Origin of the sequence: Escherichia sp. E10V10, from assembly GCF_004211985.1 — a bacterium.
Lineage (GTDB): Bacteria > Pseudomonadota > Gammaproteobacteria > Enterobacterales > Enterobacteriaceae > Escherichia.
The window spans coordinates 1-22,822 of sequence record NZ_RHJO01000015.1; the positions used below are offsets into that span (position 1 = coordinate 1).

Genomic DNA, 22,822 nt, shown 5'->3' on the forward strand with positions numbered 1-22,822 from the left:
GCCGTCCATCTGAGCAGCACCAGTGATCATGTTTTTAACATAGTCGGCGTGCCCCGGGCAGTCTACGTGTGCGTAGTGACGGGTCGGGGTGTCATATTCAACGTGAGAAGTGTTGATGGTGATACCACGAGCTTTTTCTTCCGGCGCGTTATCGATCTGGTCGAATGCACGAGCAGCACCGCCGTAGGTTTTAGCCAGTACGGTGGTGATTGCAGCGGTCAGAGTAGTTTTACCGTGGTCAACGTGGCCGATAGTACCAACGTTAACGTGCGGTTTTGTACGTTCAAATTTTTCTTTAGACACGGCTATATTCCTTACTATAGTGCTCTCCCCTTCAGGAGAGAGCACGGGACTTTGGTATTAACCCTTAGGCTTATTTACCACGGGCTTCAATTACGGCCTGAGCAACGTTACTCGGCGCTTCATCATACTTCAGGAATTCCATGGTGTATGATGCACGACCTTTGGTCAGAGAACGCAGCTGAGTTGCATATCCGAACATTTCAGACAGCGGTACTTCAGCGTGGATCTTAACGCCAGTAACTTCAGATTCCTGACCTTTGAGCATACCACGACGACGGCTCAAGTCACCGATAACGTCACCGGTGTTCTCTTCTGGAGTTTCTACTTCAACCTTCATGATCGGCTCAAGCAGAACTGGTTTCGCTTTCTTAAAGCCTTCTTTAAAGGCGATAGAAGCAGCCAGTTTAAACGCCAGTTCAGAGGAGTCAACGTCATGGTAAGAACCGAAGTGCAGACGAACACCCATGTCTACTACCGGGTAGCCTGCCAGCGGACCTGCTTTCAGCTGTTCCTGGATACCTTTATCAACGGCCGGGATGTATTCGCCAGGGATTACACCACCTTTAATGTCGTTGATGAACTCGTAGCCTTTCGGGTTTGAACCCGGCTCCAGCGGGTACATGTCGATAACAACATGACCATACTGACCACGACCACCAGACTGTTTCGCGTGTTTACCTTCAACATCGGTAACTTTCTGGCGGATAGTTTCACGGTAAGCAACCTGCGGTTTACCTACGTTCGCTTCAACGTTGAATTCACGCTTCATACGGTCAACGATGATGTCGAGGTGCAGTTCGCCCATACCCGCGATGATGGTCTGGTTAGATTCTTCGTCAGTCCATACACGGAAAGACGGGTCTTCTTTAGCCAGACGGCCCAGAGCCAGACCCATTTTTTCCTGGTCAGCTTTGGTTTTCGGTTCAACTGCGATGGAGATTACCGGCTCAGGGAATTCCATACGTTCCAGAATGATCGGCGCATCCGGGTCACACAGGGTGTCACCAGTGGTTACGTCTTTCAGACCGATTGCAGCAGCGATGTCGCCCGCGCGAACTTCTTTGATCTCTTCACGTTTGTTAGCGTGCATCTGAACGATACGACCGAAACGCTCACGTGCAGCTTTCACGGAGTTCAGTACGGTATCACCAGAGTTAACCACACCGGAGTAAACACGGAAGAAGGTCAGGTTACCAACAAACGGGTCGGTAGCGATTTTGAACGCCAGTGCAGAGAACGGCTCGTCATCACTTGCGTGACGTTCAGCCGGAGTGTCTTTACCGTCGTCCAGGATACCGTTGATCGCAGGTACATCAACCGGGGATGGCAGGTAATCAATTACCGCATCCAGCATCGCCTGAACACCTTTGTTCTTGAACGCAGAACCACAGGTTACCAGGATGATTTCGTTGTTCAGAACGCGCTGACGCAGAGCACCTTTGATTTCTGCTTCAGTCAGTTCTTCACCACCCAGGTATTTTTCCATCAGCTCTTCAGAAGCTTCAGCTGCGGATTCGATCAGGTTCTGGTGCCATTCGTTAGCCAGTTCAACCATGTCTGCCGGGATATCTTCGTATTCGAAGGTTACGCCCTGGTCAGCGTCGTTCCAGTTGATAGCTTTCATTTTCACCAGGTCAACAACACCGGTGAAATGTTCTTCAGCACCAATCGCCAGCTGCAGCGGAACCGGGTTCGCGCCCAGACGGGTTTTGATCTGGTTAACAACTTTCAGGAAGTTCGCACCCATGCGGTCCATTTTGTTAACGAACGCAATGCGCGGAACTTTATATTTGTTTGCCTGACGCCATACGGTTTCAGACTGCGGCTGAACACCACCAACTGCGCAGTAAACCATTACCGCACCATCGAGAACACGCATGGAACGTTCTACTTCGATTGTGAAGTCAACGTGCCCCGGGGTGTCGATGATGTTGATGCGATGCGGCTCATACTGCTTAGCCATACCAGACCAGAATGCAGTAGTTGCAGCGGAAGTGATGGTAATACCACGTTCCTGCTCCTGCTCCATCCAGTCCATGGTTGCAGCGCCGTCATGAACTTCACCGATTTTATGGTTTACACCGGTGTAGAACAGAATACGTTCGGTAGTAGTGGTTTTACCGGCGTCGATGTGCGCACTGATACCGATGTTACGGTAGCGTGCGATGGGTGTTGTACGAGCCATTTGTTTCCTCGTTTATCTTTTAGGCGTTCAATTTAAGTAGCCCAAAGCGGGCTGCTTACTGGAAGCGCCCGCCTGGTGACTAAAACTCCGAAGGGATTACCAACGGTAGTGTGCGAACGCCTTGTTGGCTTCGGCCATACGGTGAACGTCTTCACGTTTCTTAACTGCAGTACCTTTGTTTTCTGCAGCATCGGAAAGTTCGTTCGCCAGGCGCAGAGCCATGGATTTATCACCGCGTTTACGAGCAGCTTCAACGATCCAACGCATTGCCAGAGCATTACGACGAACCGGACGGACTTCAACTGGTACCTGATAAGTAGAACCACCAACGCGGCGAGACTTAACTTCTACAGTCGGGCGCACGTTTTCGAGAGCTACTTCGAATGCTTCCAGTTCAGATTTACCAGAGCGCTGAGCCAGGGTCTCCAGCGCGCTGTATACGATAGATTCGGCAGTAGATTTTTTACCATCTACCATCAGGATATTTACAAATTTAGCCAGCAGTTCTGATCCGAACTTCGGATCCGGCAGAATTTTACGCTGACCAATGACGCGACGACGTGGCATGGAAATACTCCGTTGTTAATTCAGGATTGTCCAAAACTCTACGAGTTTAGTTTGACATTTAAGTTAAAACGTTTGGCCTTACTTAACGGAGAACCATTAAGCCTTAGGACGCTTCACGCCATACTTGGAACGAGCCTGCTTACGGTCTTTAACGCCGGAGCAGTCAAGCGCACCACGTACGGTGTGGTAACGAACACCCGGGAGGTCTTTAACACGACCGCCACGGATCAGGATCACGGAGTGCTCCTGCAGGTTGTGACCTTCACCACCAATGTAGGAAGTCACTTCGAAACCGTTAGTCAGACGAACACGGCATACTTTACGCAGTGCGGAGTTCGGTTTTTTAGGGGTGGTAGTATATACACGGGTACATACGCCACGTTTTTGCGGGCATGCTTCCAGCGCAGGCACGTTGCTTTTCGCAACTTTGCGAGCACGTGGTTTGCGTACCAGCTGGTTAACTGTTGCCATTAAATAGCTCCTGGTTTTAGCTTTTGCTTCGTAAACACGTAATAAAACGTCCTCACACAATATGAGGACGCCGAATTTTAGGGCGGTGTCGAAAAGGTGTCAAGAAATATACAACGATCCCGCCGTCACCAGGCCATCTGGCTGGTGTGCTTAACCGTAAGTCTGACGAAATCAGTATAGTCAATCGGGATGATATCGTTCGAAATTTGAGCAGTCAAACCGCGGGCAATGAGGTCTTCGTTCAGGGCATAAACCTTAATGGGGGCATTACGCAGACTTTCAAGGTAGCGGTTGCCGTCAACTGCGGCAGTTACGCCATCCTGTAATAACAGCAGTTCGTCGCCCTCACTGAGCAGACGCAGCAGCGCAGGAAAATCTGTCAGCCAGGGAGAGCGATGTAATGTGTGCAACATGTACGCCTCAAAATTTCAAAATAACATCGTAGTTGGCGAGTTCGCGGCGTAAGGCATCTGCTTCGAGCGGCGTGGCTTCGACAACAAAGGGTGTCTGCGGATCTAATCCTCGTTCGCGTAGAGAAGCCGCACAAACCCAGCACTGTTCAATGTCATACAGACCCAGCAATTTAAAAGTGGCAATGTAATCACGCGCCAGCACCGCATCGGGCTTTTGTTCTGGCAGAAGCTGAAAAACGCCATCGGCGATAAAGAAGACGGCGAGATCGTCAGTTAAAGCGGAAGTTGCGAGTAAAGCATCTAATCCCTCGCGACCAGCCGCGGTGCCATGAGGCGCAGTAGAAAAGACAAACGCTATTCGTTTCATCAGAACTGTACCACCCTGTCACAGGTTAGCGAGGCTTCTGCCAGAGCGCCAAGTCCGCTTAAGGTAAATCCCGGCTGAAGGTTTGACGAGGCCAGCCCCAGTCTTCCAGCTTCAGTTTCATCGACGATACCGCGGCGTAACGCTGCCGCTACGCAGATATTCAGCGCCACACCATGTTGCGCGTTCAACTGCTGCCAGCCGCGCACAAGGTCAAATTCGTCACTTGCCGGAGAAGTTAACTGGTTAGCGTTATAGACCCCTTCCCGGTAGAAAAAGACGCTACTCAACTCATGGCCTTCTGCTATCAGCGCCTGTGCAAACTGAAAAGCACTACTCGCCTGTTGCGTTCCGTATGCTGGCCCGGTTACCACGATGGCAAAACGCATTACTTATCTTGCCCCTGGAAATCACCGCTCTTGAACTGACGGATATAGAGATAAACAGTATGTTTGGAGATGTTGAGACGATCAGCAACCTGGTTGATCGCATCTTTGATATCGAAAATGCCTTTCTCGTAAAGATTCAACACGATTTGACGATTTTTGGCGTTATTAGAAACATTACGATCGGCGTTCACTTCTTCAATGGTGAACTCCAGTGTTTGGGTAACCAGATCTTCAACCGAAGACGCAAAGTTGACACTTGAACCGACGTCCGGGGTTTCTGGCGGCACAAAAGTGCTCATAATCTGCGAGAAAGGAACATCAAGATTCATATTGATGCACAGCAGACCAATTACACGCTGTTCGCGGTTACGAATCGCGATGGTCAGGGACTTCATTAATACGCCGCTTTTGGCGCGAGTAAAGTAGCATTTAGAAACGCTGCTATCCGCTCCCGTCATGTCATGCAGCATACGCAGTGCCAGATCGGTAATTGGCGAGCCAATCTTCCGGCCTGTATGTTCGCCGTTGGCAATACGAATGGCTGAACATTTTAAATCCTGCAAAGAGTGCAAAACGATTTCACAGTGGGAACCAATGAGCATCGCTAACCCGTCCACCACCGCTTCGTAGGATTTCAGAATATCAAAATCGGTCTGGTCGAAAGGACGTTGATCCAGTAAATCCAACTCACTGGTTTCGTTGGTTAAAAGCGACCTGGACATGAAAAAAAACACTCCTTTTCAGGAGCCTGTCGTTAACTTTTCAGGGCAGGCTCATTAATGATGCGGGTAATTAAATTAATACAGCGGAGGTTCCGCTTTCCAGCACTAATTATATCCGGCCTGCAATAAAAAAACCGCCGCCTGGTCAGGCGGCGGTTTTTAATGCTTATTTTTTAGCAGAATCTGCTGCTTTAGCATCTGCTTCTGGCTTCGTATCAGCCTTCGGTGCTGGTTTCACATCCAGCAGTTCTACGTCAAATACCAGAGTAGAGTTCGGTGGGATCCCCGGAACGCCCGCTTTGCCGTAAGCCAGCTCTGGTGGAATAACCAGTTTGATCTTACCGCCTTTCTTGATGTTCTTCAGACCTTCAGTCCAGCCAGGGATCACGCCGTCCAGACGGAACGAGAGCGGTTCACCACGGGTATATGAGTTATCGAACTCTTTACCGTCAATCAGCGTACCTTTGTAGTTCACTACTACAGTATCGCTGTCTTTCGGTGCTTCACCTTTACCGGCTTCCACTACCTGATAAACCAGGCCAGTTGAAGAGGTTTTTACACCTTTCTCTTTGGCAAATTTCTCGCGGTACTCTTTACCTTTCGCTTCGTTATCAGCAGCATCTTTTTCCATCTTCGCCTGAGCGGAGGACTTCACGCGTGCTTCAAACGCTTGCAGAGTCTGTTCGATCTCTTGATCAGAGAGTTTGCTTTTATCCGCAAATGCATCCTGAACACCCGCGATTAGCTGATCTTTATCCAGTTTGATGCCCAGCTTTTCTTGTTCTTTCAGAGAATTGTCCATGTAACGACCGAGCGAAGCACCCAGCGCGTAAGCTGATTTCTGATCGTCATTTTTGAACGCTGCTTTGCTGTCAGCAGTTGCAGTTGGTTTCGCCGCTTCGGCAGCAAAAGTGATTGGTGCATGCAGGGCAACGGCCATTGTGGTCGCCAGCAGCGTTACTTTAAACAGTGATTTCATCCATATCTCCAGGATCGGGGCATCTCACCCCTGGGTTAACTATTATCAGAAAGGTACTATAAAACGTTGTCGAACAAATCTACATACAGATACGCCCTATTATCATCTATTTTCAGACTCTTTTTGTTTAAATTAGTTTCGATGACTGCGAAATGAGTGCTGTCTCGGGCAGCAAAGTTAAGTAGAATCCGCGGCGACCATTCGACAAAAGAGGTGAATCATGCAGGATTTAACATTGGAAGCACGCCTGGCAGAACTGGAGAGCCGGCTGGCTTTTCAGGAAATCACCATTGAAGAACTGAACGTCACGGTGACCGCTCATGAAATGGAGATGGCGAAACTGCGCGATCATCTGCGTCTGCTGACCGAGAAGTTAAAAGCCAGCCAGCCGTCGAACATCGCGTCGCAGGCTGAAGAAACGCCACCGCCACATTATTGAGGCGTAAAAAAAGCGGGGATTCCCCGCTTTTTTGTCACTTTTTCGGTATTAGTGGCAACCGCAACCGCCGTTACCTTTACCGCCACAGCAGCCTTCGCCACCGTGTTCATGACCGTGATCGTGGCCATGACCGCCGCAGCAACCGTCGTGGTCGTGATCGTGGTGATGATCGTGCGCGCCATGAACGTGACCATGAGCCAGTTCTTCTTCGGTCGCTTCGCGAATCGCCACAACTTCAACGTTGAATTTCAGATTCTGACCAGCCAGCATGTGGTTACCGTCAACCACAACGTGATCGTCTTCAACCGCAGTGATTTCAACCGGTACTGGACCCTGGTCGGTTTCAGCCAGGAAACGCATACCTACCTGCAGTTCATCAACGCCCATAAATACGTCTTTAGGAACGCGCTGCACCAGGTTTTCGTCGTACTGACCGTAAGCGTCGTTCGCGCCAACAGCGACATCAAATTTGTCGCCAACTTCATGACCTTCCAGCGCTGTTTCCAGGCCAGAGATCAGAGAACCGTGACCATGCAGATAGTCCAGCGGCGCACTCACCGGAGACTCATCAACCAACACACCGTCTTCTGTACGTACCTGATAGGCCAGGCTGACCACCAGGTCTTTTGCTACTTTCATGATATCTCCTGAGCATGGGAAGAATAGTGGCGCAGATTGTAGCGGAATTCTGCAGCCGTGTACTCACTAGCTTAAAAAAACTCGGCGCATATCGCTAGTCCGGATGAAAAATCCCGATCACTTGCTCATCTTTGCGAACGTGATCGCGGGCTTCTTTATCGACTTCACGCATCTGGTGTCCACACTTAACGCATTCAACAATATCAATATTATTTTCGCGCCACATCGCCATGGAATCTTGCGCCTGACAGGCCGGGCATTTTGCGCCCGCGATAAAACGTTTTCGGATTGCCATCTTTACCCTCTACTCAAATTCATCCCAGCCGTCCAGCTGGCGTCGTTCTTGTTGCATTTCACGCTGGAAAATCTCTTCCAGTTCGCGTCGGGCTTCCCTGGCGCGAGAAATTTGTACGGTATCAGCATGCATCGGGATTAACTCCCGCAGCATTCGCATATCCAGGCGGCGAAAATGCAGTTGCGCGCGCTGCGCCTGATGCGGATGCATGCCAAGCGTGACCAGCGTTTTGCGCCCCAGCTCTAACGCACTGGAGAATGTCTCACGGGAAAACTGCGTCACCCCGGCCTGTAATAACTCATGCGCTTCCACACGTCCGCGCGCTCGCGCAAGAATATGCAAATGCGGAAAGTGTTGCTGGCAAATCTCCACCAGCTTCATGGTGTCTTCCGGCTCGTTACAGGTAATGACAATAGACTCTGCGGCCTCTGCACCCGCAGAACGTAAAAGATCTACCTGCGTGGCGTCGCCGTAATAAACTTTGTAGCCATATTTACGCATCAGGTTAACGGCACTGATATCCCGCTCCAGCACGGTAATGCGCATTTTATTTGCCATCAGCAAACGACCAATCACCTGACCAAAACGCCCAAAGCCCACGACTATAACCTGCGGTTTATCATCGTTGACCCACGGTTTTTCATCCTCTTCTTCCGGTCCGTTAAACTGGCGGGATAGCCATTTATCCACCAGCTTCATCAGCAGCGGCGTGGTCATCATGGAAAGCGTCACCGTCACCAGCAACAGCGCCATCTGGTCGCCCTGGAATAAGCGTTGTGAAGAAGCGGTAGAAAAGAGTACGAAGGCAAACTCACCGCCCTGACTCAATACGCCAGCAAACTGCATCCGCTCTGAGCTACGCACGCCATACAGTCGCGCCAGCAAATACAGCACGAGAATTTTCACCGCCACCAGCACAACCACGCTTATCACTACCCACAACAGATGGGTATAAAGCACCCCGAGGTTGAGCGACATGCCGACAGAGATAAAAAATAGCCCGAGCAGCAACCCCTTAAACGGATCGATAGCCGTTTCCAGTTCATGGCGATATTCACTTTCCGCCAGCAGCACGCCTGCAATAAACGTACCGAGCGCCATCGACAGCCCCAGCGCATCCATAAACAATGCGGAACCCAACACCAGCAGCAGCGTCGCGGCGGTGAACACTTCCCGCACGCCAGAAGCTGCAATAAAGCGGAATACCGGACGCAGTAAATAGCGCCCACCAATCAGCATGCCGACAAACGCCAGCACCTTCATGCCGATCTTCATCCAGTCGAAATGTTCGTCTGCTGAACCCGCCAACAACGGCACTAACGCCAGTGCCGGGATCACCGCCAGATCCTGAAACAGCAGAACCGAAAACCCGAGCTGCCCGGATTCGCTGCGATTCATCCCTTTCTCACGCATCAATTGCAACGCCATTGCAGTTGAAGACATCGCAAGGCCAATGCCACCGACCACCGCCGCCTGCCAGGCGAAATCCGTCAGCATCAATAATCCTGCCAGCAACGCCGCGCTTAACAGCACCTGTGCCGCGCCTACGCCAAAAATCGAGCGTCGCAATTGCCAAAGTTTGGAAGGATTCAACTCCAGGCCGATGATAAACATCAGGAACACCACGCCGAGTTCCGAAAAGTGGAGGATCTCATCGACGTCGCTAATAAACCCCAGCCCCCACGGGCCAATTGCAATCCCTGCCAGCAAATATCCCAACACAGCGCCAATACCCAGCCGCGATGCCAGCGGCACCGCAGCCACCGCCGCGAAGAGAAACAGCACTCCTGCGAGTAAAAAATCGGAACCTTCCATCAGCGGCCTCCTGGAGACAGCGGATTTGCCAGCCAGTCACTGTAGGCTCTGGCGTGGCTCGCCAGCTCCTGTGCGCTTTGCCGTCTCGCCCAGTAAATAATGATGGGGCTTAACCAATGCATCCGGCACATGCCCGCCGCCAGTTCAAAGGGGCGCAGAACATCGCTCATCGGGTAGCGATTCAATGCGTCATAACGGTAAGCACTTTCCGGCTCGCCGGTGGTAATCACGCTACGCCAGTACTTTCCCGCCAGTTGGTTTCCCCCCGGCCCGCTGGCAAAACCACGACTTAATACCCGGTCCAGCCACTCTTTCAGTAGCGCCGGGCAGCTATAGGTATAAAGAGGATGCTGAAAGACAATCACCTCGTGCTCGCGCAGTAATGCCTGCTCACGGGGGATATCAATAAAAAAATCGGGATAGTGCGCGTAAAGGTCGTGCACGGTAACATTGCTGAGCTGCGTGGCCGGTTTAAGCAGTACCCGGTTTGCCACCGAGTCCTGAGATTCCGGATGGGCATACAGCAGCAAAACTTTCGCTGGCTGAGACATCATCCCCCTCCCGGTATGGTTTTTGTGTATAGTCGCTGTTTTGGGCTACCATTGCGCCCGGTGCGGCAGCTCGCCCATACATTACATTATCATAATGATAAGTTAACATAGTCTGAACATACGGCGCCTTATGATTGTTTTCTCCTCGTTACAAATTCGTCGCGGCGTGCGCGTCCTGCTGGATAATGCCACCGCCACCATCAACCCCGGGCAGAAAGTCGGCCTGGTGGGTAAAAACGGCTGTGGTAAATCTACCCTGCTGGCATTGCTGAAAAATGAAATCAGCGCCGACGGCGGCAGCTACACCTTTCCGGGAAGCTGGCAACTGGCGTGGGTGAATCAGGAAACGCCGGCGTTACCGCAAGCGGCGCTGGAATATGTCATTGACGGCGACCGTGAATATCGTCAACTGGAAGCGCAGCTGCACGACGCAAACGAACGTAACGACGGGCACGCCATTGCGACCATTCATGGCAAGCTGGATGCTATTGACGCATGGAGTATTCGCTCCCGTGCCGCCAGCCTGCTGCACGGCCTCGGTTTCAGCAATGAACAACTGGAGCGCCCGGTGAGTGATTTCTCCGGTGGCTGGCGTATGCGTCTTAACCTTGCCCAGGCGCTGATTTGCCGTTCAGACTTGCTGCTGCTCGACGAACCGACTAACCACCTCGATCTCGATGCCGTTATCTGGCTGGAAAAATGGCTGAAGAGCTATCAGGGCACGCTGATCCTGATCTCTCACGACCGCGACTTCCTCGATCCGATAGTGGATAAAATTATTCATATCGAACAACAAAGCATGTTCGAGTACACCGGTAACTACAGTTCGTTTGAAGTACAGCGCGCCACCCGTCTGGCGCAGCAACAAGCGATGTATGAAAGCCAGCAGGAACGCGTAGCGCATCTGCAAAGTTATATCGACCGTTTCCGTGCCAAAGCCACCAAAGCGAAGCAGGCCCAGAGCCGCATTAAGATGCTCGAGCGTATGGAGCTGATTGCCCCGGCGCACGTCGACAACCCGTTCCGTTTTAGCTTCCGCGCGCCGGAAAGTCTGCCAAATCCGTTACTGAAGATGGAAAAAGTCAGCGCAGGCTATGGCGATCGCATTATTCTCGACTCGATTAAACTGAATCTGGTCCCTGGCTCGCGCATTGGTCTGTTAGGCCGCAACGGCGCGGGTAAATCGACATTAATCAAACTGTTAGCCGGTGAACTTGCTCCAGTCAGCGGTGAAATTGGTCTGGCGAAAGGGATCAAGCTCGGCTACTTCGCCCAGCATCAACTGGAATACCTGCGCGCCGACGAATCGCCTATTCAACATCTGGCACGTTTAGCGCCGCAGGAGCTGGAGCAAAAACTGCGTGACTATCTCGGCGGCTTTGGTTTCCAGGGCGATAAAGTGACGGAAGAAACGCGCCGCTTTTCCGGTGGTGAAAAAGCCCGCCTGGTGCTGGCATTAATCGTCTGGCAGCGTCCGAATCTGCTGCTGCTCGACGAACCGACCAACCACCTTGACCTCGACATGCGTCAGGCACTGACTGAAGCGTTGATCGAGTTTGAAGGCGCGCTGGTTGTCGTTTCGCACGACCGTCATTTGCTGCGTTCCACCACTGACGATCTCTATCTGGTTCACGATCGTAAAGTCGAACCGTTCGACGGCGATCTGGAAGATTATCAACAGTGGTTGAGCGACGTACAAAAGCAGGAAAACCAGGCCGACGACGCGCCAAAAGAGAACGCGAACAGCGCCCAGGCGCGTAAAGATCAGAAGCGTCGGGAAGCGGAGCTGCGTGCGCAAACCCAGCCACTGCGTAAAGAGATTGCCCGTCTGGAAAAAGAGATGGAGAAGCTGAATGCGCAACTGGCGCAGGCGGAAGAGAAACTCGGCGACAGCGAACTGTACGATCAGAGCCGTAAAGCGGAATTGACCGCCTGCCTGCAACAACAAGCCAGCGCCAAATCCGGCCTGGAAGAGTGCGAAATGGCGTGGCTGGAAGCCCAGGAGCAGCTTGAGCAGATGCTGCTTGAAGGCCAAAGTAACTGATGGCGCAGATAACGACGACCGATGCCAATGAATTCAGCAGCAGTGCTGAATTCATCCCTATGCGCGGTTTCAGCAATTGCCATCTACAAACCATGCTGCCGCGTCTGTTTCGTCGTCAGGTGAAATTTACTCCGCACTGGCAGCGGCTGGAGTTGCCCGACGGTGATTTTGTCGATCTCGCGTGGAGTGAAGATCCTGCACAGGCGAGACATAAACCGCGTTTAGTGGTGTTTCACGGGCTCGAAGGCAGCCTCAATAGCCCTTACGCCCACGGCCTGGTTGATGCGGCGAAAAAGCGCGGCTGGCTGGGTGTGGTGATGCATTTTCGCGGATGCAGCGGTGAACCTAACCGCATGCACCGCATTTACCATTCGGGCGAAACCGAAGACGCCAGTTGGTTTTTACGCTGGCTGCAACGCGAGTTTGGTCATGCGCCAACGGCTGCCGTCGGCTATTCGCTCGGCGGTAATATGCTGGCCTGTTTGCTGGCAAAAGAAGGCAATGATCTCCCGATTGATGCGGCGGTGATTGTCTCTGCGCCGTTTGTGCTGGAAGCCTGTAGTTACCATATGGAAAAGGGCTTTTCCCGCGTTTATCAGCGTTATTTGCTGAACCTGCTAAAAGCCAATGCTGCGCGCAAGCTGGCGGCCTACCCCGGTACGCTGCCGATTAATCTCGCGCAGTTAAAATCGGTACGTCGTATCCGTGAATTTGACGATCTGATCACCGCCAGAATTCACGGCTACGCCGACGCTATCGACTATTATCGTCAGTGTAGTGCCATGCCGATGCTCAATCGGATCGCTAAACCGACGCTGATTATTCACGCCAAAGACGATCCGTTTATGGATCATCAGGTGATCCCGAAACCGGAAAATCTTCCTCCGCAAGTAGAGTATCAACTGACCGAACATGGGGGTCATGTTGGTTTTATTGGCGGTACATTACTTCACCCGCAAATGTGGCTGGAGTCACGCATTCCTGACTGGTTAACAACGTATCTGGAGGCGAAATCATGTTGATTCCCTGGCAAGACATCTCCCCTGAAACGCTGGAAAATTTAATTGAAAGCTTTGTGTTACGTGAAGGCACCGATTATGGTGAACAAGAGCGTACGCTTGAACAGAAAGTCGCCGACGTCAAACGCCAGCTACAGTGCGGAGAAGCGGTACTGGTCTGGTCGGAACTGCACGAGACGGTCAATATCATGCCGCGCAGTCAGTTTCGCGAATAACCTGCAACCGTCGGCGGACGAAATAATAATGATAGCCAAGTCATGGAGTTACTATGTCTGCCAAACATCCGGTCATTGCGGTAACAGGATCCAGCGGCGCGGGGACTACCACCACCAGCCTCGCGTTTCGTAAAATATTCGCCCAGTTAAATCTGCAAGCCGCCGAGGTGGAAGGCGACAGTTTTCACCGCTATACCCGCCCGGAAATGGACATGGCGATCCGCAAAGCGCGCGACGCCGGGCGGCATATCAGCTACTTCGGTCCCGAAGCCAACGACTTCGGCCTGCTGGAACAGACCTTTATTGAATACGGCCAGAGCGGCAAAGGGAAATCTCGCAGATATCTGCATACCTACGACGAAGCCGTACCGTGGAATCAGGTACCGGGGACATTCACCCCCTGGCAACCTTTACCGGAACCGACTGATGTACTGTTTTATGAAGGTTTACACGGCGGCGTAGTCACGCCACAGCATAACGTTGCGCAGCATGTAGACTTACTGGTTGGCGTGGTACCTATCGTTAACCTTGAGTGGATTCAAAAACTGATCCGCGACACCAGCGAGCGCGGGCACTCACGAGAAGCAGTGATGGACTCTGTAGTGCGTTCAATGGAAGACTATATCAACTACATCACGCCGCAGTTTTCCCGCACCCATCTTAACTTCCAGCGCGTTCCCACCGTCGACACTTCAAACCCGTTCGCGGCAAAAGGCATTCCATCGCTGGATGAAAGCTTTGTGGTGATCCATTTTCGTAATCTGGAAGGGATCGATTTCCCCTGGCTACTGGCGATGTTGCAGGGCTCATTCATTTCCCACATCAATACATTAGTGGTGCCGGGCGGCAAAATGGGTCTGGCAATGGAGTTAATTATGCTGCCGCTGGTGCAACGACTGATGGAAGGGAAGAAAATCGAGTAACTTCACCAATAAGCCGGATAAAATACTATCCGGCATCACAACGGGGTAGTTAAATCACGCAGCAACCACTTCATAAGAGTGGGTAATATTCACCGCTTTTTCCAGCATCAGCGCCACTGAACAATATTTCTCAGCAGAGAGATCCACCGCACGCGCAACCGCTGCGTCCTTCAGGTCGCGACCTGTGACGATAAAATGCAAATTGATATGGGTAAACAGGCGCGGGGCCTCTTCGCGGCGTTCAGAGGTCAGTTTTACTTCACAATCAACCACATCCTGACGCCCTTTTTGCAGGATAGAAACCACATCAATGGCGCTACAGCCACCCGCCGCCATCAGCACCATTTCCATCGGGCTGGGCGCTTTATCGCCAGAGTTGCCATCCATTAAAATCTGGTGACCAGAGGCGGATTCGCCCAAAAAAGTTAACCCTTCAACCCACTTCACACGCGCTTGCATAATCGGAACTCCATTGCGTCAATTTTCCTGACAGAGTACGCGTACTGACCAAATCGCGCAACGGAAGGCGACCTGGGTCATGCTGAAGCGAGACACCAGGAGACACAGAGCGAAAGCTATGCTAAAACAGTCAGGATGCTACAGTAATACATTGATGTACTGCATGTATGTAAAGGACGTCACATTACCGTGCAGTTCAGTTGATAGCCCCTTCCCAGGTAGCGGGAAGCACATTTCGGCAACCCAGAGACAGCGCCGTTTTCTGGCTCTGGAGAAAGCTTATAACAGAGGATAACCGCGCATGGTGCTTGGCAAACCGCAAACAGACCCGACTCTCGAATGGTTCTTGTCTCATTGCCACATTCATAAGTATCCATCCAAGAGCACGCTTATTCACCAGGGTGAAAAAGCGGAAACGCTGTACTACATCGTTAAAGGCTCTGTGGCAGTGCTGATCAAAGACGAGGAGGGTAAAGAAATGATCCTCTCCTATCTGAATCAGGGTGATTTTATTGGCGAATTGGGCCTGTTTGAAGAAGGCCAGGAACGTAGCGCATGGGTACGTGCAAAAACCGCCTGTGAAGTAGCTGAAATTTCCTACAAAAAATTTCGTCAATTAATTCAGGTTAACCCGGATATTCTGATGCGTCTCTCCGCGCAGATGGCGCGTCGTCTGCAAGTCACTTCAGAGAAAGTGGGCAACCTCGCTTTCCTCGACGTTACAGGTCGCATCGCGCAGACGCTGCTGAATCTGGCGAAACAACCGGATGCCATGACTCACCCGGACGGTATGCAAATTAAAATTACCCGTCAGGAAATTGGTCAAATTGTCGGCTGTTCTCGTGAAACCGTGGGGCGCATTCTGAAGATGCTGGAAGATCAGAACCTGATCTCCGCACACGGTAAAACCATCGTCGTTTACGGCACCCGTTAACCCCATCGGAGTGGCGCGTTACCTGGTAGCGCGCCATTTTGTTTAAACCGATGTGGCGCAGACTGATTTATCATCCTGATATCAACTATGCACTACGACAAACACTGGTGCTATGTTTGCCCGTGGCCGTTGGTCTGTTGTTTGGCGAATTAAGACTCGGCCTGCTGTTTTCACTCGTCCCTGCCTGTTGCAACATTGCGGGGCTTGATACCCCCCATAAACGTTTTTTCAAACGCTTGATTATTGGCGCGTCGCTGTTTGCTACCTGTAGCTTATTGACACAGCTGCTGTTGGAAAAAGATATCCCCCTGCCCTTTCTGCTGACCGGGTTAACGCTGGTACTTGGCGTCACTGCTGAGCTTGGGCCATTACACGCAAAATTGCTTCCTGCATCGCTGCTGGCTGCCATTTTTACCCTCAGTCTGGCGGGATATATGCCGGTATGGGAGCCATTGCTCATTTATGCGTTAGGCACACTCTGGTACGGGCTGTTTAACTGGTTTTGGTTCTGGATCTGGCGCGAACAACCCCTACGCGAATCACTTAGTCTGCTCTACCGTGAACTGGCTGATTACTGTGAAATCAAATACAGTCTGCTCACTCAGCACACCGATCCCGAAAAAGCGCTCCCGCCACTACTGGTACGCCAGCAAAAAGCGGTCGATTTAATTACCCAGTGCTATCAGCAAATGCACATGCTTTCCGCGCAAAATAATACTGACTACAAGCGGATGTTGCGCATTTTCCAGGAAGCTCTGGATTTACAGGAACATATTTCGGTCAGTTTGCATCAACCTGAAGAGGTGCAAAAGTTGGTCGAGCGTAGCCATGCGGAGGAAGTTATCCGCTGGAATGCGCAAACCATCGCTGCTCGCCTGCGCGTGCTGGCTGATGACATTCTTTACCATCGCCTGCCGACGCGTTTTACGATGGAGAAGCAAATTGGTGCACTGGAGAAAATCGCCCGCCAACACCCGGATAACCCCGTGGGGCAATTCTGCTACTGGCACTTCAGCCGCATCGCTCGTGTGTTGCGTACCCAGAAACCGCTCTATGCCCGCGATCTGCTGGCGGATAAACAGCGGCGGATGCCATTACTTCCGGCGTTAAAAAGTTATCTTTCATTGAAATCTCCGGCACTGCGCAATGCCGGGCGACTCAGTGTGATGTTGAGCGTCGCCAGTTTGATGGGGACCGCGCTGCATCTGCCGAAGTCGTATTGGATCCTGATGACGGTGTTGCTGGTGACACAAAATGGTTACGGCGCGACCCGTCTGAGGATTGTGAATCGCTCCGTGGGAACCGTGGTCGGGTTAATCATTGCGGGCGTGGCGCTGCACTTTAAAATTCCCGAAGGTTACACCCTGACGCTGATGCTGTTTACCACCCTCGCCAGCTACCTGATATTGCGCAAAAACTACGGCTGGGCAACGGTCGGCTTTACCATTACTGCGGTGTATACCCTGCAACTGTTGTGGCTGAACGGCGAGCAATACATCATTCCGCGTCTTATCGATACCATTATTGGTTGTTTGATTGCCTTCGGTGGCACGGTATGGCTGTGGCCGCAGTGGCAGAGCGGGTTATTGCGTAAGAACGCCCATGATGCTTTAGAAACCTACCAGGAAGCGATTCGTCTGATCTTGAGTAAAGATCCGCAACCAACACCACTGGCCTGGCAGCGAATGCGGGTTAATCAGGCACATAACACTCTGTATAACTCATTAAATCAAGCGATGCAGGAACCCGCATTTAACAGCCATTATCTGGCTGACATGAAACTGTGGGTAACACATAGTCAGTTTATTGTTGAACATATTAATGCCATGACCACGCTGGCGCGAGAACACCGGACATTACCACAGGAGCTGGCGCAAGAGTATTTGCAGTCTTGTGAAATCGCTATTCAACGCTGTCAACAGCGGCTGGAATATGACGAGCCGGGCGGGTCTGGTGACGCCAATATCATAGACGCGCCAGAGATGCTGCCGCACGAAGGCGCGGCTGGTACCCTGGAACAGCATTTACAACGGGTTATTGGCCATCTGAATACCATGCACACCATATCGTCGATGGCGTGGCGTCAGCGACCGCATCACGGGATTTGGTTGAGTCGCAAGTTGCGGGATTCGAAGGCGTAATCAATTCATTGCCAGAAGCGACACCCTTTGCCTGATACGACGCTGACGCGTCTTATCAGCCGACAAGCATACACTCGAACTGTAGGTCGGATAAGGCGTTCACGCCGCATCCGACATCTTTTGCCTGATGCGACGCTGACGCGTCTTATTTACGCCCCAACCACCTTCGCCACCGCGTGGGCGAAACGTTGCATCCCTTCATCGATATCCGCATCTTCCACCACCAGCGACGGCGCAAAACGCATCACATCCGGCCCGGCGTTCAGCACCATTACGCCAGCCTCTGCGCCCGCATAAAGGAAATCACGCGCCTGACCTTTGTATTGTGGTTTCAGCTCCGCGCCAATCAACAACCCCATGCCGCGAATATCGCTAAACACATCAAACTGCTGGTCAATCTTCTGCAAATGGTCAACAAAACGCTGGCGTTTCGCCTGAATGCCTTCCAGCACTTCAGGGGTATTGATGATATCAAACGCCGCGCCCGCGACTGCACAGGCCAGTGGATTACCGCCGTAGGTGGAACCGTGAGAACCAGGATGAAACGCTGAAGCAATCTCCGCCGTGGTCAGCATGGCGCTAATCGGGAAGCCGCCGCCCAGGGCTTTCGCAGAGGTCAAAATATCTGGCGTCACGCCGTAGTGCATATAGGCAAACAAATCGCCAGTCCGCCCCATTCCACACTGCACTTCATCAAACACCAATAATGCCTGATATTGATCGCACAGCTCGCGCAAGCCCTGCAAAAACTCTGGCGTCGCAGCCGTCACGCCGCCCTCGCCCTGGATCGGCTCAACCACCACCGCACAGGTGTGATCATCCATAACCGCTTTCACTGCGTGGAGATCGTTAAAGGGAACGTGGATGATGTCTGCCGGTTTCGGCCCAAAGCCGTCGGAATATTTTGGCTGCCCACCCACCGAAACGGTAAACAGCGAGCGACCATGAAAAGCGTTATGGAAGGCAATAATTTTGGTTTTGAACGGACTATGACGCACGCAGGCGTAGTGACGCGCCAGTTTAAAGGCGGTTTCGTTGGCTTCCGTACCGGAGTTCATAAACACCACGCGTTCGGCAAACGTCGTCTCAATCAGTTTACGCCCAAGACGCAGCGCCGGTTCATTGGTGAAAACGTTGCTGATATGCCACAGGGTTTCCCCCTGGGTTTTTAACGCTTCCACCAGCGCCGGATGGCAATGGCCTAACGCCGTTACCGCAATCCCACCCGCGAAATCGACATACTCTTTGCCTTGCTGATCCCAGACTCGGCTGCCCTGACCTTTTACCGGAATAAACTCTGCCGGTGCATAAATCGGCAGGATCACTTCATCGAAAGTCGCGCGTGTAATTGCTGCTTGTTCAGTTGCCATCTCATGATCACCCTGTTACGCATAAACCAATGTGAAATTATAATCACAAAATATGCATAAAAAATCACTAGATAGCAACCAGAAATCAGCGATGCAGGAAATTCGCCAGCAGTTGATGCCCCTGCTCGCTGAGAATGCTTTCCGGATGGAACTGCACACCTTCAAGATCCCACTGGCGATGACGAATCCCCATAATCTCCCCGGTTTCGCTCCAGGCAGTCACGTCAAAGCACGCTGGCAATGAGTCAGGTTCCACCACCAGCGAATGGTAGCGCGTCACGGTGAGTGGATTCGCCAGCCCCTGGAATACGCCCTGGCCGTTATGCGTAATCGGTGAGGTTTTACCGTGCATGACCTTTGCGGCGCGCACAACTTTGCCACCAAAAGCCTGCGCCATCGCCTGATGACCGAGGCAGACGCCAAGAATCGGCAAGCGCCCGGCATAGTGGCGAATAACTTCAAGGGAGATCCCGGCTTCATCTGGCGTACAGGGGCCGGGTGATATGGCAATTTTTTGTGGTTTAAGGGCGTCGATATCCACCAGTGTCAACGCATCGTTGCGCTTAACCAGCACATCGGCCCCCAGTTCACAAAAGTACTGGTAGAGGTTCCAGGTGAAAGAATCGTAGTTATCAATAAGCAGGATCATGGCGGCTCCGGTACGAAAGAACCGCGCTATTTTACTCAGATTCCCCGGCTTCGCTTACCACTTTGCTAAATATCGTCTGCAGAGCCGTAAGGTCTCCCATTGCCCCATTCTGATTCGCCTGATTCCAGGCCTCTTCACCAATACCTTGCCAGTTCAGTTGATAGCCGGCATGAATCGCCAGTTGCTCGAAGAAGATCCGCTGTGCCAGGCCACTTCCCGCACGGAATGGATGCAGGACGTTGATTTCACAATAGTAGTGCGCCAGCCGCTCGACAAACTTCGCTTTCTCAAGACCAACCAGATAACCTTCTTCCTCTAAATCCTGCATCAGGGCATTGCCCTCTTTTTCGATATAGGCAAAGTGGCAGAACGGCGTATCGCCCTGATAAATATCAACTTCTCGCAGTTGCCCTGCCCAGTCGAAAATATCCTGATAAAGCTGGCGATGAATAGCGCGCAAATGCGGTAAACCGCGCACCAGCGGACCAAGCTCAATGGCCGCAGCACGCAGCGCCGTCATTTCGTAAGCAGCCTGTTCCAGCCGCTGCTGCTGGCGGATATTCAACCGATTACGCATGATATCAAGGCCAGGATAAAGATACGGATCGCGCCCTTCGCCGAATTTATCGCTCATAGTGCCTCCTCAGCTCTTCAAGGCGTGCTAAAGCCTCTGCGGCAGTAAGAGTGACTAATGGCATCTCGACGCCTTCAAGGCGGCGGCTGGCCTGGAAATTACGATTACGCTGAAGCTCCCAGAGACGGGACTTTTGCTTATCGGTGAGTTTCTTCACTTGATGCCTCCCTGAACGTGTCCGTTTGCCACAAGTATAAGCGGCAAATCCAGGTTACGCCGGGAGAGCAGAGGCGCGGGCAAGATTACCCGCGCGAGAAATCATTACGGCAGGACTTTAGCGGAAAGGATAACTACCGGTTTTGACGGCACATTCTGGTACGGGCCAACATCATGGGTTGGGACCTGGGAAATCTTGTCAGCAACATCCATGCCTTTCACCACTTTGCCAAATACCGCGTAACCGAAATCACGCTGACCGTGGTCGAGGAAGGCGTTATCGGCAACGTTGATAAAGAACTGGCTGGTGGCGCTGTCTTTGTCGGCGGTACGCGCCATCGCGATGGTGCCACGGGTGTTACGCAGACCGTTATCAGCCTCATTTTTGATCGGCGGATTCGGTTTTTTCTGCTGCATCTGCTCGGTAAATCCACCACCCTGAATCATAAAGCCCGGGATCACCCGGTGAAAGGTAGTGTTGTTATAAAAACCGCTGTTCACATAATCGACAAAGTTTTGCACAGACACTGGCGCTTTCTGGCTATCCAGCTCCAGTTCGATATTACCAGCAGAGGTTGTTAACAATACGTGCGGATCCCCTTTCGCTGCCATTGCTTCAGGTGAGAGAGCAGAAAGAGCGAAAACAGCTACAACAGCTGCCAGGGTCGATTTGAACATGAGATTTCCTTAACAGAGCAGAAAAAAAGCAAGTGGAGAGATTCTAAATAGCCTTCAATGACAAGGCCATTCCTTTACCTAATTTTACGCACTTGAAATATATGTAACCTGATGATCACGTATATTTCGTGATGAGAATCACTTTAAACATTGCAAATTAGCAACCGTTTGCAATTAAATATTTAATCAGATCACAAAATCACCTAAAATCGCCCGCTCGCAGCATATCCACTATGCCATTTTATCTTTTAACGCAGGCCAATCATGACTAACAGCAATCGCATCAAGCTCACATGGATTAGCTTTCTCTCCTACGCACTGACCGGTGCGTTGGTTATTGTCACCGGGATGGTGATGGGAAACATCGCCGATTATTTCAATCTGCCTGTTTCCAGTATGAGTAATACCTTCACCTTCCTCAATGCCGGCATTTTAATCTCTATCTTCCTTAACGCCTGGCTGATGGAAATCGTCCCGTTGAAAACGCAGTTACGTTTTGGCTTTCTCCTGATGGTGCTGGCGGTTGCCGGTTTGATGTTCAGCCACAGCCTGGCGCTGTTCTCGGCGGCGATGTTCATTCTCGGGGTGGTTAGCGGCATCACCATGTCGATTGGTACGTTCCTGATAACGCAAATGTATGAAGGACGTCAGCGCGGTTCCCGCCTGTTATTTACCGACTCCTTCTTCAGTATGGCCGGGATGATTTTCCCGATGATTGCCGCGTATCTGCTGGCACGCAGCATTGAGTGGTACTGGGTTTATGCCTGCATCGGGCTGGTGTACGTCGCTATCTTTATTCTGACCTTCGGCTGTGAGTTCCCGGCATTGGGTAAACATGCGCCAAAAACTGACGCTCCGGTAGCGAAAGAAAAATGGGGGATCGGCGTGCTGTTTCTCTCCATTGCGGCACTGTGCTACATCCTCGGCCAGTTAGGTTTTATCTCCTGGGTGCCGGAGTATGCCAAAGGTCTGGGCATGAGCCTGAACGATGCAGGTACGCTGGTAAGCAACTTCTGGATGTCGTACATGGTTGGCATGTGGGCATTCAGCTTTATTCTTCGCTTCTTTGATCTGCAACGCATTCTGACCGTACTGGCTGGTCTGGCTGCGATTCTGATGTATGTCTTTAACACCGGAACACCGGCACACATGGCGTGGTCAATTCTCGCCCTGGGCTTCTTCTCCAGCGCGATCTATACCACCATCATCACCCTGGGTTCACAGCAGACCAAAGTACCATCGCCAAAACTGGTTAACTTTGTCCTGACCTGCGGAACCATCGGCACCATGTTGACCTTTGTGGTTACCGGACCGATTGTTGAACATAGCGGTCCACAGGCAGCACTGCTCACTGCAAACGGTCTGTACGCTGTGGTATTCGTGATGTGCTTCCTGTTAGGTTTTGTCAGCCGTCACCGTCAGCACAACACCCTGACCTCTCATTAATTGCTCATGCCGGGCGGCGCTA

Annotated in this window: 27 protein-coding genes; 8 read left to right on the top strand and 19 right to left on the bottom strand. The window is 51.8% G+C overall.

What is annotated here, in order from left to right; all coding sequences use genetic code 11:
- The 9 genes from D9736_RS15760 to fkpA all read right to left on the bottom strand — a co-directional run.
- On the bottom strand, nucleotides 1–303 hold a 303-nt coding region (locus D9736_RS15760; protein WP_000031688.1), incomplete at its 3' end, for a GTP-binding protein.
- A 70-nt stretch (nucleotides 304–373) separates the two neighbouring features.
- Complete coding sequence (fusA, locus tag D9736_RS15765; RefSeq protein WP_000124701.1) at nucleotides 374–2,488, bottom strand: elongation factor G; 2,115 nt, start codon at nucleotides 2,486–2,488, stop codon at nucleotides 374–376.
- Nucleotides 2,489–2,584: 96 nt separating this feature from the next.
- Complete coding sequence (gene rpsG, locus D9736_RS15770) at nucleotides 2,585–3,055, bottom strand: 30S ribosomal protein S7 (protein WP_001138043.1); 471 nt, start codon at nucleotides 3,053–3,055, stop codon at nucleotides 2,585–2,587.
- A gap of 96 nt (nucleotides 3,056–3,151) precedes the next feature.
- The gene (rpsL, locus tag D9736_RS15775; RefSeq protein ID WP_000246815.1) at nucleotides 3,152–3,526 is read right to left on the bottom strand and encodes a 30S ribosomal protein S12; all 375 of its coding nucleotides are present in this window, start codon (nucleotides 3,524–3,526) and stop codon (nucleotides 3,152–3,154) included.
- Between the two features lie 125 nt (nucleotides 3,527–3,651).
- Nucleotides 3,652–3,939: a sulfurtransferase complex subunit TusB gene (gene tusB / locus D9736_RS15780; protein WP_130217612.1), complete on the bottom strand. Its 288-nt coding sequence runs from the start codon at nucleotides 3,937–3,939 to the stop codon at nucleotides 3,652–3,654.
- A gap of 7 nt (nucleotides 3,940–3,946) precedes the next feature.
- Nucleotides 3,947–4,306 carry a sulfurtransferase complex subunit TusC gene (gene tusC, locus D9736_RS15785; RefSeq protein WP_130217614.1) on the bottom strand — a complete coding sequence of 120 codons (360 nt, stop codon included), beginning with the start codon at nucleotides 4,304–4,306 and terminating at the stop codon, nucleotides 3,947–3,949.
- A complete protein-coding gene (gene tusD, locus D9736_RS15790) occupies nucleotides 4,306–4,692 on the bottom strand; it encodes a sulfurtransferase complex subunit TusD (RefSeq protein WP_001209689.1) in 387 nt (128 codons plus the stop codon). Before tusD ends, tusC begins: the two co-directional genes overlap by 1 nt.
- Nucleotides 4,692–5,414, bottom strand: coding sequence for a transcriptional regulator (locus tag D9736_RS15795; RefSeq protein WP_000091466.1), 723 nt, complete (start codon nucleotides 5,412–5,414; stop codon nucleotides 4,692–4,694). Before D9736_RS15795 ends, tusD begins: the two co-directional genes overlap by 1 nt.
- Before the next feature lie 166 nt (nucleotides 5,415–5,580).
- Nucleotides 5,581–6,393 (bottom strand): FKBP-type peptidyl-prolyl cis-trans isomerase, encoded by an 813-nt coding sequence (gene fkpA / locus D9736_RS15800; protein WP_130208921.1) that lies wholly within the window; start codon nucleotides 6,391–6,393, stop codon nucleotides 5,581–5,583.
- Nucleotides 6,394–6,613: 220 nt separating this feature from the next.
- Between fkpA and D9736_RS15805 the strand changes: the two genes are divergently transcribed.
- Nucleotides 6,614–6,832, top strand: a complete 219-nt coding sequence (locus D9736_RS15805; protein ID WP_064527535.1) for a protein SlyX — start codon at nucleotides 6,614–6,616, stop codon at nucleotides 6,830–6,832.
- 48 nt (nucleotides 6,833–6,880) lie between these two features.
- Here D9736_RS15805 and slyD read toward each other — a convergent pair whose 3' ends face one another.
- The 4 genes from slyD to kefG form a co-directional block, all read right to left on the bottom strand.
- Nucleotides 6,881–7,471: a peptidylprolyl isomerase gene (gene slyD, locus D9736_RS15810; protein WP_000861334.1), complete on the bottom strand. Its 591-nt coding sequence runs from the start codon at nucleotides 7,469–7,471 to the stop codon at nucleotides 6,881–6,883.
- Nucleotides 7,472–7,565: 94 nt separating this feature from the next.
- Nucleotides 7,566–7,766, bottom strand: coding sequence for a YheV family putative zinc ribbon protein (locus D9736_RS15815; RefSeq protein ID WP_001007734.1), 201 nt, complete (start codon nucleotides 7,764–7,766; stop codon nucleotides 7,566–7,568).
- 9 nt (nucleotides 7,767–7,775) lie between these two features.
- Nucleotides 7,776–9,581 (bottom strand): glutathione-regulated potassium-efflux system protein KefB, encoded by a 1,806-nt coding sequence (kefB, locus tag D9736_RS15820; RefSeq protein ID WP_000399122.1) that lies wholly within the window; start codon nucleotides 9,579–9,581, stop codon nucleotides 7,776–7,778.
- On the bottom strand, nucleotides 9,581–10,132 hold the full coding sequence (kefG, locus tag D9736_RS15825; RefSeq protein WP_130258761.1) for a glutathione-regulated potassium-efflux system ancillary protein KefG: 552 nt from the start codon (nucleotides 10,130–10,132) through the stop codon (nucleotides 9,581–9,583). The genes kefB and kefG overlap by 1 nt, the downstream gene beginning before the upstream one ends.
- Before the next feature lie 130 nt (nucleotides 10,133–10,262).
- On the opposite strand from kefG, the gene D9736_RS15830 reads away from it, so the two are divergent.
- The 4 genes from D9736_RS15830 to D9736_RS15845 are packed head-to-tail and all read left to right on the top strand — an operon-like array spanning nucleotide 10,263 to nucleotide 14,333.
- Nucleotides 10,263–12,176, top strand: coding sequence for an ABC transporter ATP-binding protein (locus D9736_RS15830; RefSeq protein WP_042002854.1), 1,914 nt, complete (start codon nucleotides 10,263–10,265; stop codon nucleotides 12,174–12,176).
- A complete protein-coding gene (locus D9736_RS15835) occupies nucleotides 12,176–13,198 on the top strand; it encodes a hydrolase (protein WP_130258679.1) in 1,023 nt (340 codons plus the stop codon). The genes D9736_RS15830 and D9736_RS15835 overlap by 1 nt, the downstream gene beginning before the upstream one ends.
- On the top strand, nucleotides 13,192–13,410 hold the full coding sequence (locus D9736_RS15840; protein ID WP_064527543.1) for a YheU family protein: 219 nt from the start codon (nucleotides 13,192–13,194) through the stop codon (nucleotides 13,408–13,410). The genes D9736_RS15835 and D9736_RS15840 overlap by 7 nt, the downstream gene beginning before the upstream one ends.
- Nucleotides 13,411–13,463: 53 nt before the next feature.
- Complete coding sequence (locus D9736_RS15845) at nucleotides 13,464–14,333, top strand: phosphoribulokinase (protein ID WP_130217618.1); 870 nt, start codon at nucleotides 13,464–13,466, stop codon at nucleotides 14,331–14,333.
- Nucleotides 14,334–14,387: 54 nt separating this feature from the next.
- Here D9736_RS15845 and D9736_RS15850 read toward each other — a convergent pair whose 3' ends face one another.
- Entirely contained in the window at nucleotides 14,388–14,792 is a 405-nt protein-coding gene (locus tag D9736_RS15850; protein ID WP_001148908.1) for an OsmC family protein, read from the bottom strand.
- Between the two features lie 301 nt (nucleotides 14,793–15,093).
- Here D9736_RS15850 and crp point away from each other — a divergent pair, with 301 nt between their 5' ends.
- Together crp and D9736_RS15860 are read left to right on the top strand one after the other, a co-directional pair.
- Nucleotides 15,094–15,726, top strand: coding sequence for a cAMP-activated global transcriptional regulator CRP (crp, locus tag D9736_RS15855; RefSeq protein ID WP_000242755.1), 633 nt, complete (start codon nucleotides 15,094–15,096; stop codon nucleotides 15,724–15,726).
- Nucleotides 15,727–15,776: 50 nt separating this feature from the next.
- Nucleotides 15,777–17,867 (top strand): YccS/YhfK family putative transporter, encoded by a 2,091-nt coding sequence (locus D9736_RS15860; RefSeq protein WP_130209200.1) that lies wholly within the window; start codon nucleotides 15,777–15,779, stop codon nucleotides 17,865–17,867.
- A 149-nt stretch (nucleotides 17,868–18,016) separates the two neighbouring features.
- Here D9736_RS15860 and argD read toward each other — a convergent pair whose 3' ends face one another.
- The 5 genes from argD to ppiA form a co-directional block, all read right to left on the bottom strand.
- Nucleotides 18,017–19,237 carry a bifunctional acetylornithine/succinyldiaminopimelate transaminase gene (gene argD, locus D9736_RS15865; RefSeq protein WP_130258680.1) on the bottom strand — a complete coding sequence of 407 codons (1,221 nt, stop codon included), beginning with the start codon at nucleotides 19,235–19,237 and terminating at the stop codon, nucleotides 18,017–18,019.
- An 85-nt stretch (nucleotides 19,238–19,322) separates the two neighbouring features.
- Nucleotides 19,323–19,886, bottom strand: coding sequence for an aminodeoxychorismate synthase component 2 (gene pabA, locus D9736_RS15870; RefSeq protein WP_130258681.1), 564 nt, complete (start codon nucleotides 19,884–19,886; stop codon nucleotides 19,323–19,325).
- Between the two features lie 31 nt (nucleotides 19,887–19,917).
- Nucleotides 19,918–20,520 (bottom strand): putative adenosine monophosphate-protein transferase Fic, encoded by a 603-nt coding sequence (locus D9736_RS15875; protein WP_130258682.1) that lies wholly within the window; start codon nucleotides 20,518–20,520, stop codon nucleotides 19,918–19,920.
- A complete protein-coding gene (locus D9736_RS15880) occupies nucleotides 20,510–20,677 on the bottom strand; it encodes a YhfG family protein (protein WP_000736860.1) in 168 nt (55 codons plus the stop codon). The genes D9736_RS15875 and D9736_RS15880 overlap by 11 nt, the downstream gene beginning before the upstream one ends.
- A gap of 104 nt (nucleotides 20,678–20,781) precedes the next feature.
- Nucleotides 20,782–21,354, bottom strand: a complete 573-nt coding sequence (ppiA, locus tag D9736_RS15885; protein ID WP_064527557.1) for a peptidylprolyl isomerase A — start codon at nucleotides 21,352–21,354, stop codon at nucleotides 20,782–20,784.
- 264 nt (nucleotides 21,355–21,618) lie between these two features.
- Here ppiA and tsgA point away from each other — a divergent pair, with 264 nt between their 5' ends.
- Nucleotides 21,619–22,800 (top strand): MFS transporter TsgA, encoded by a 1,182-nt coding sequence (gene tsgA / locus D9736_RS15890; RefSeq protein ID WP_130208935.1) that lies wholly within the window; start codon nucleotides 21,619–21,621, stop codon nucleotides 22,798–22,800.
- The last annotated feature ends 22 nt before the right edge of the window (nucleotides 22,801–22,822 follow it).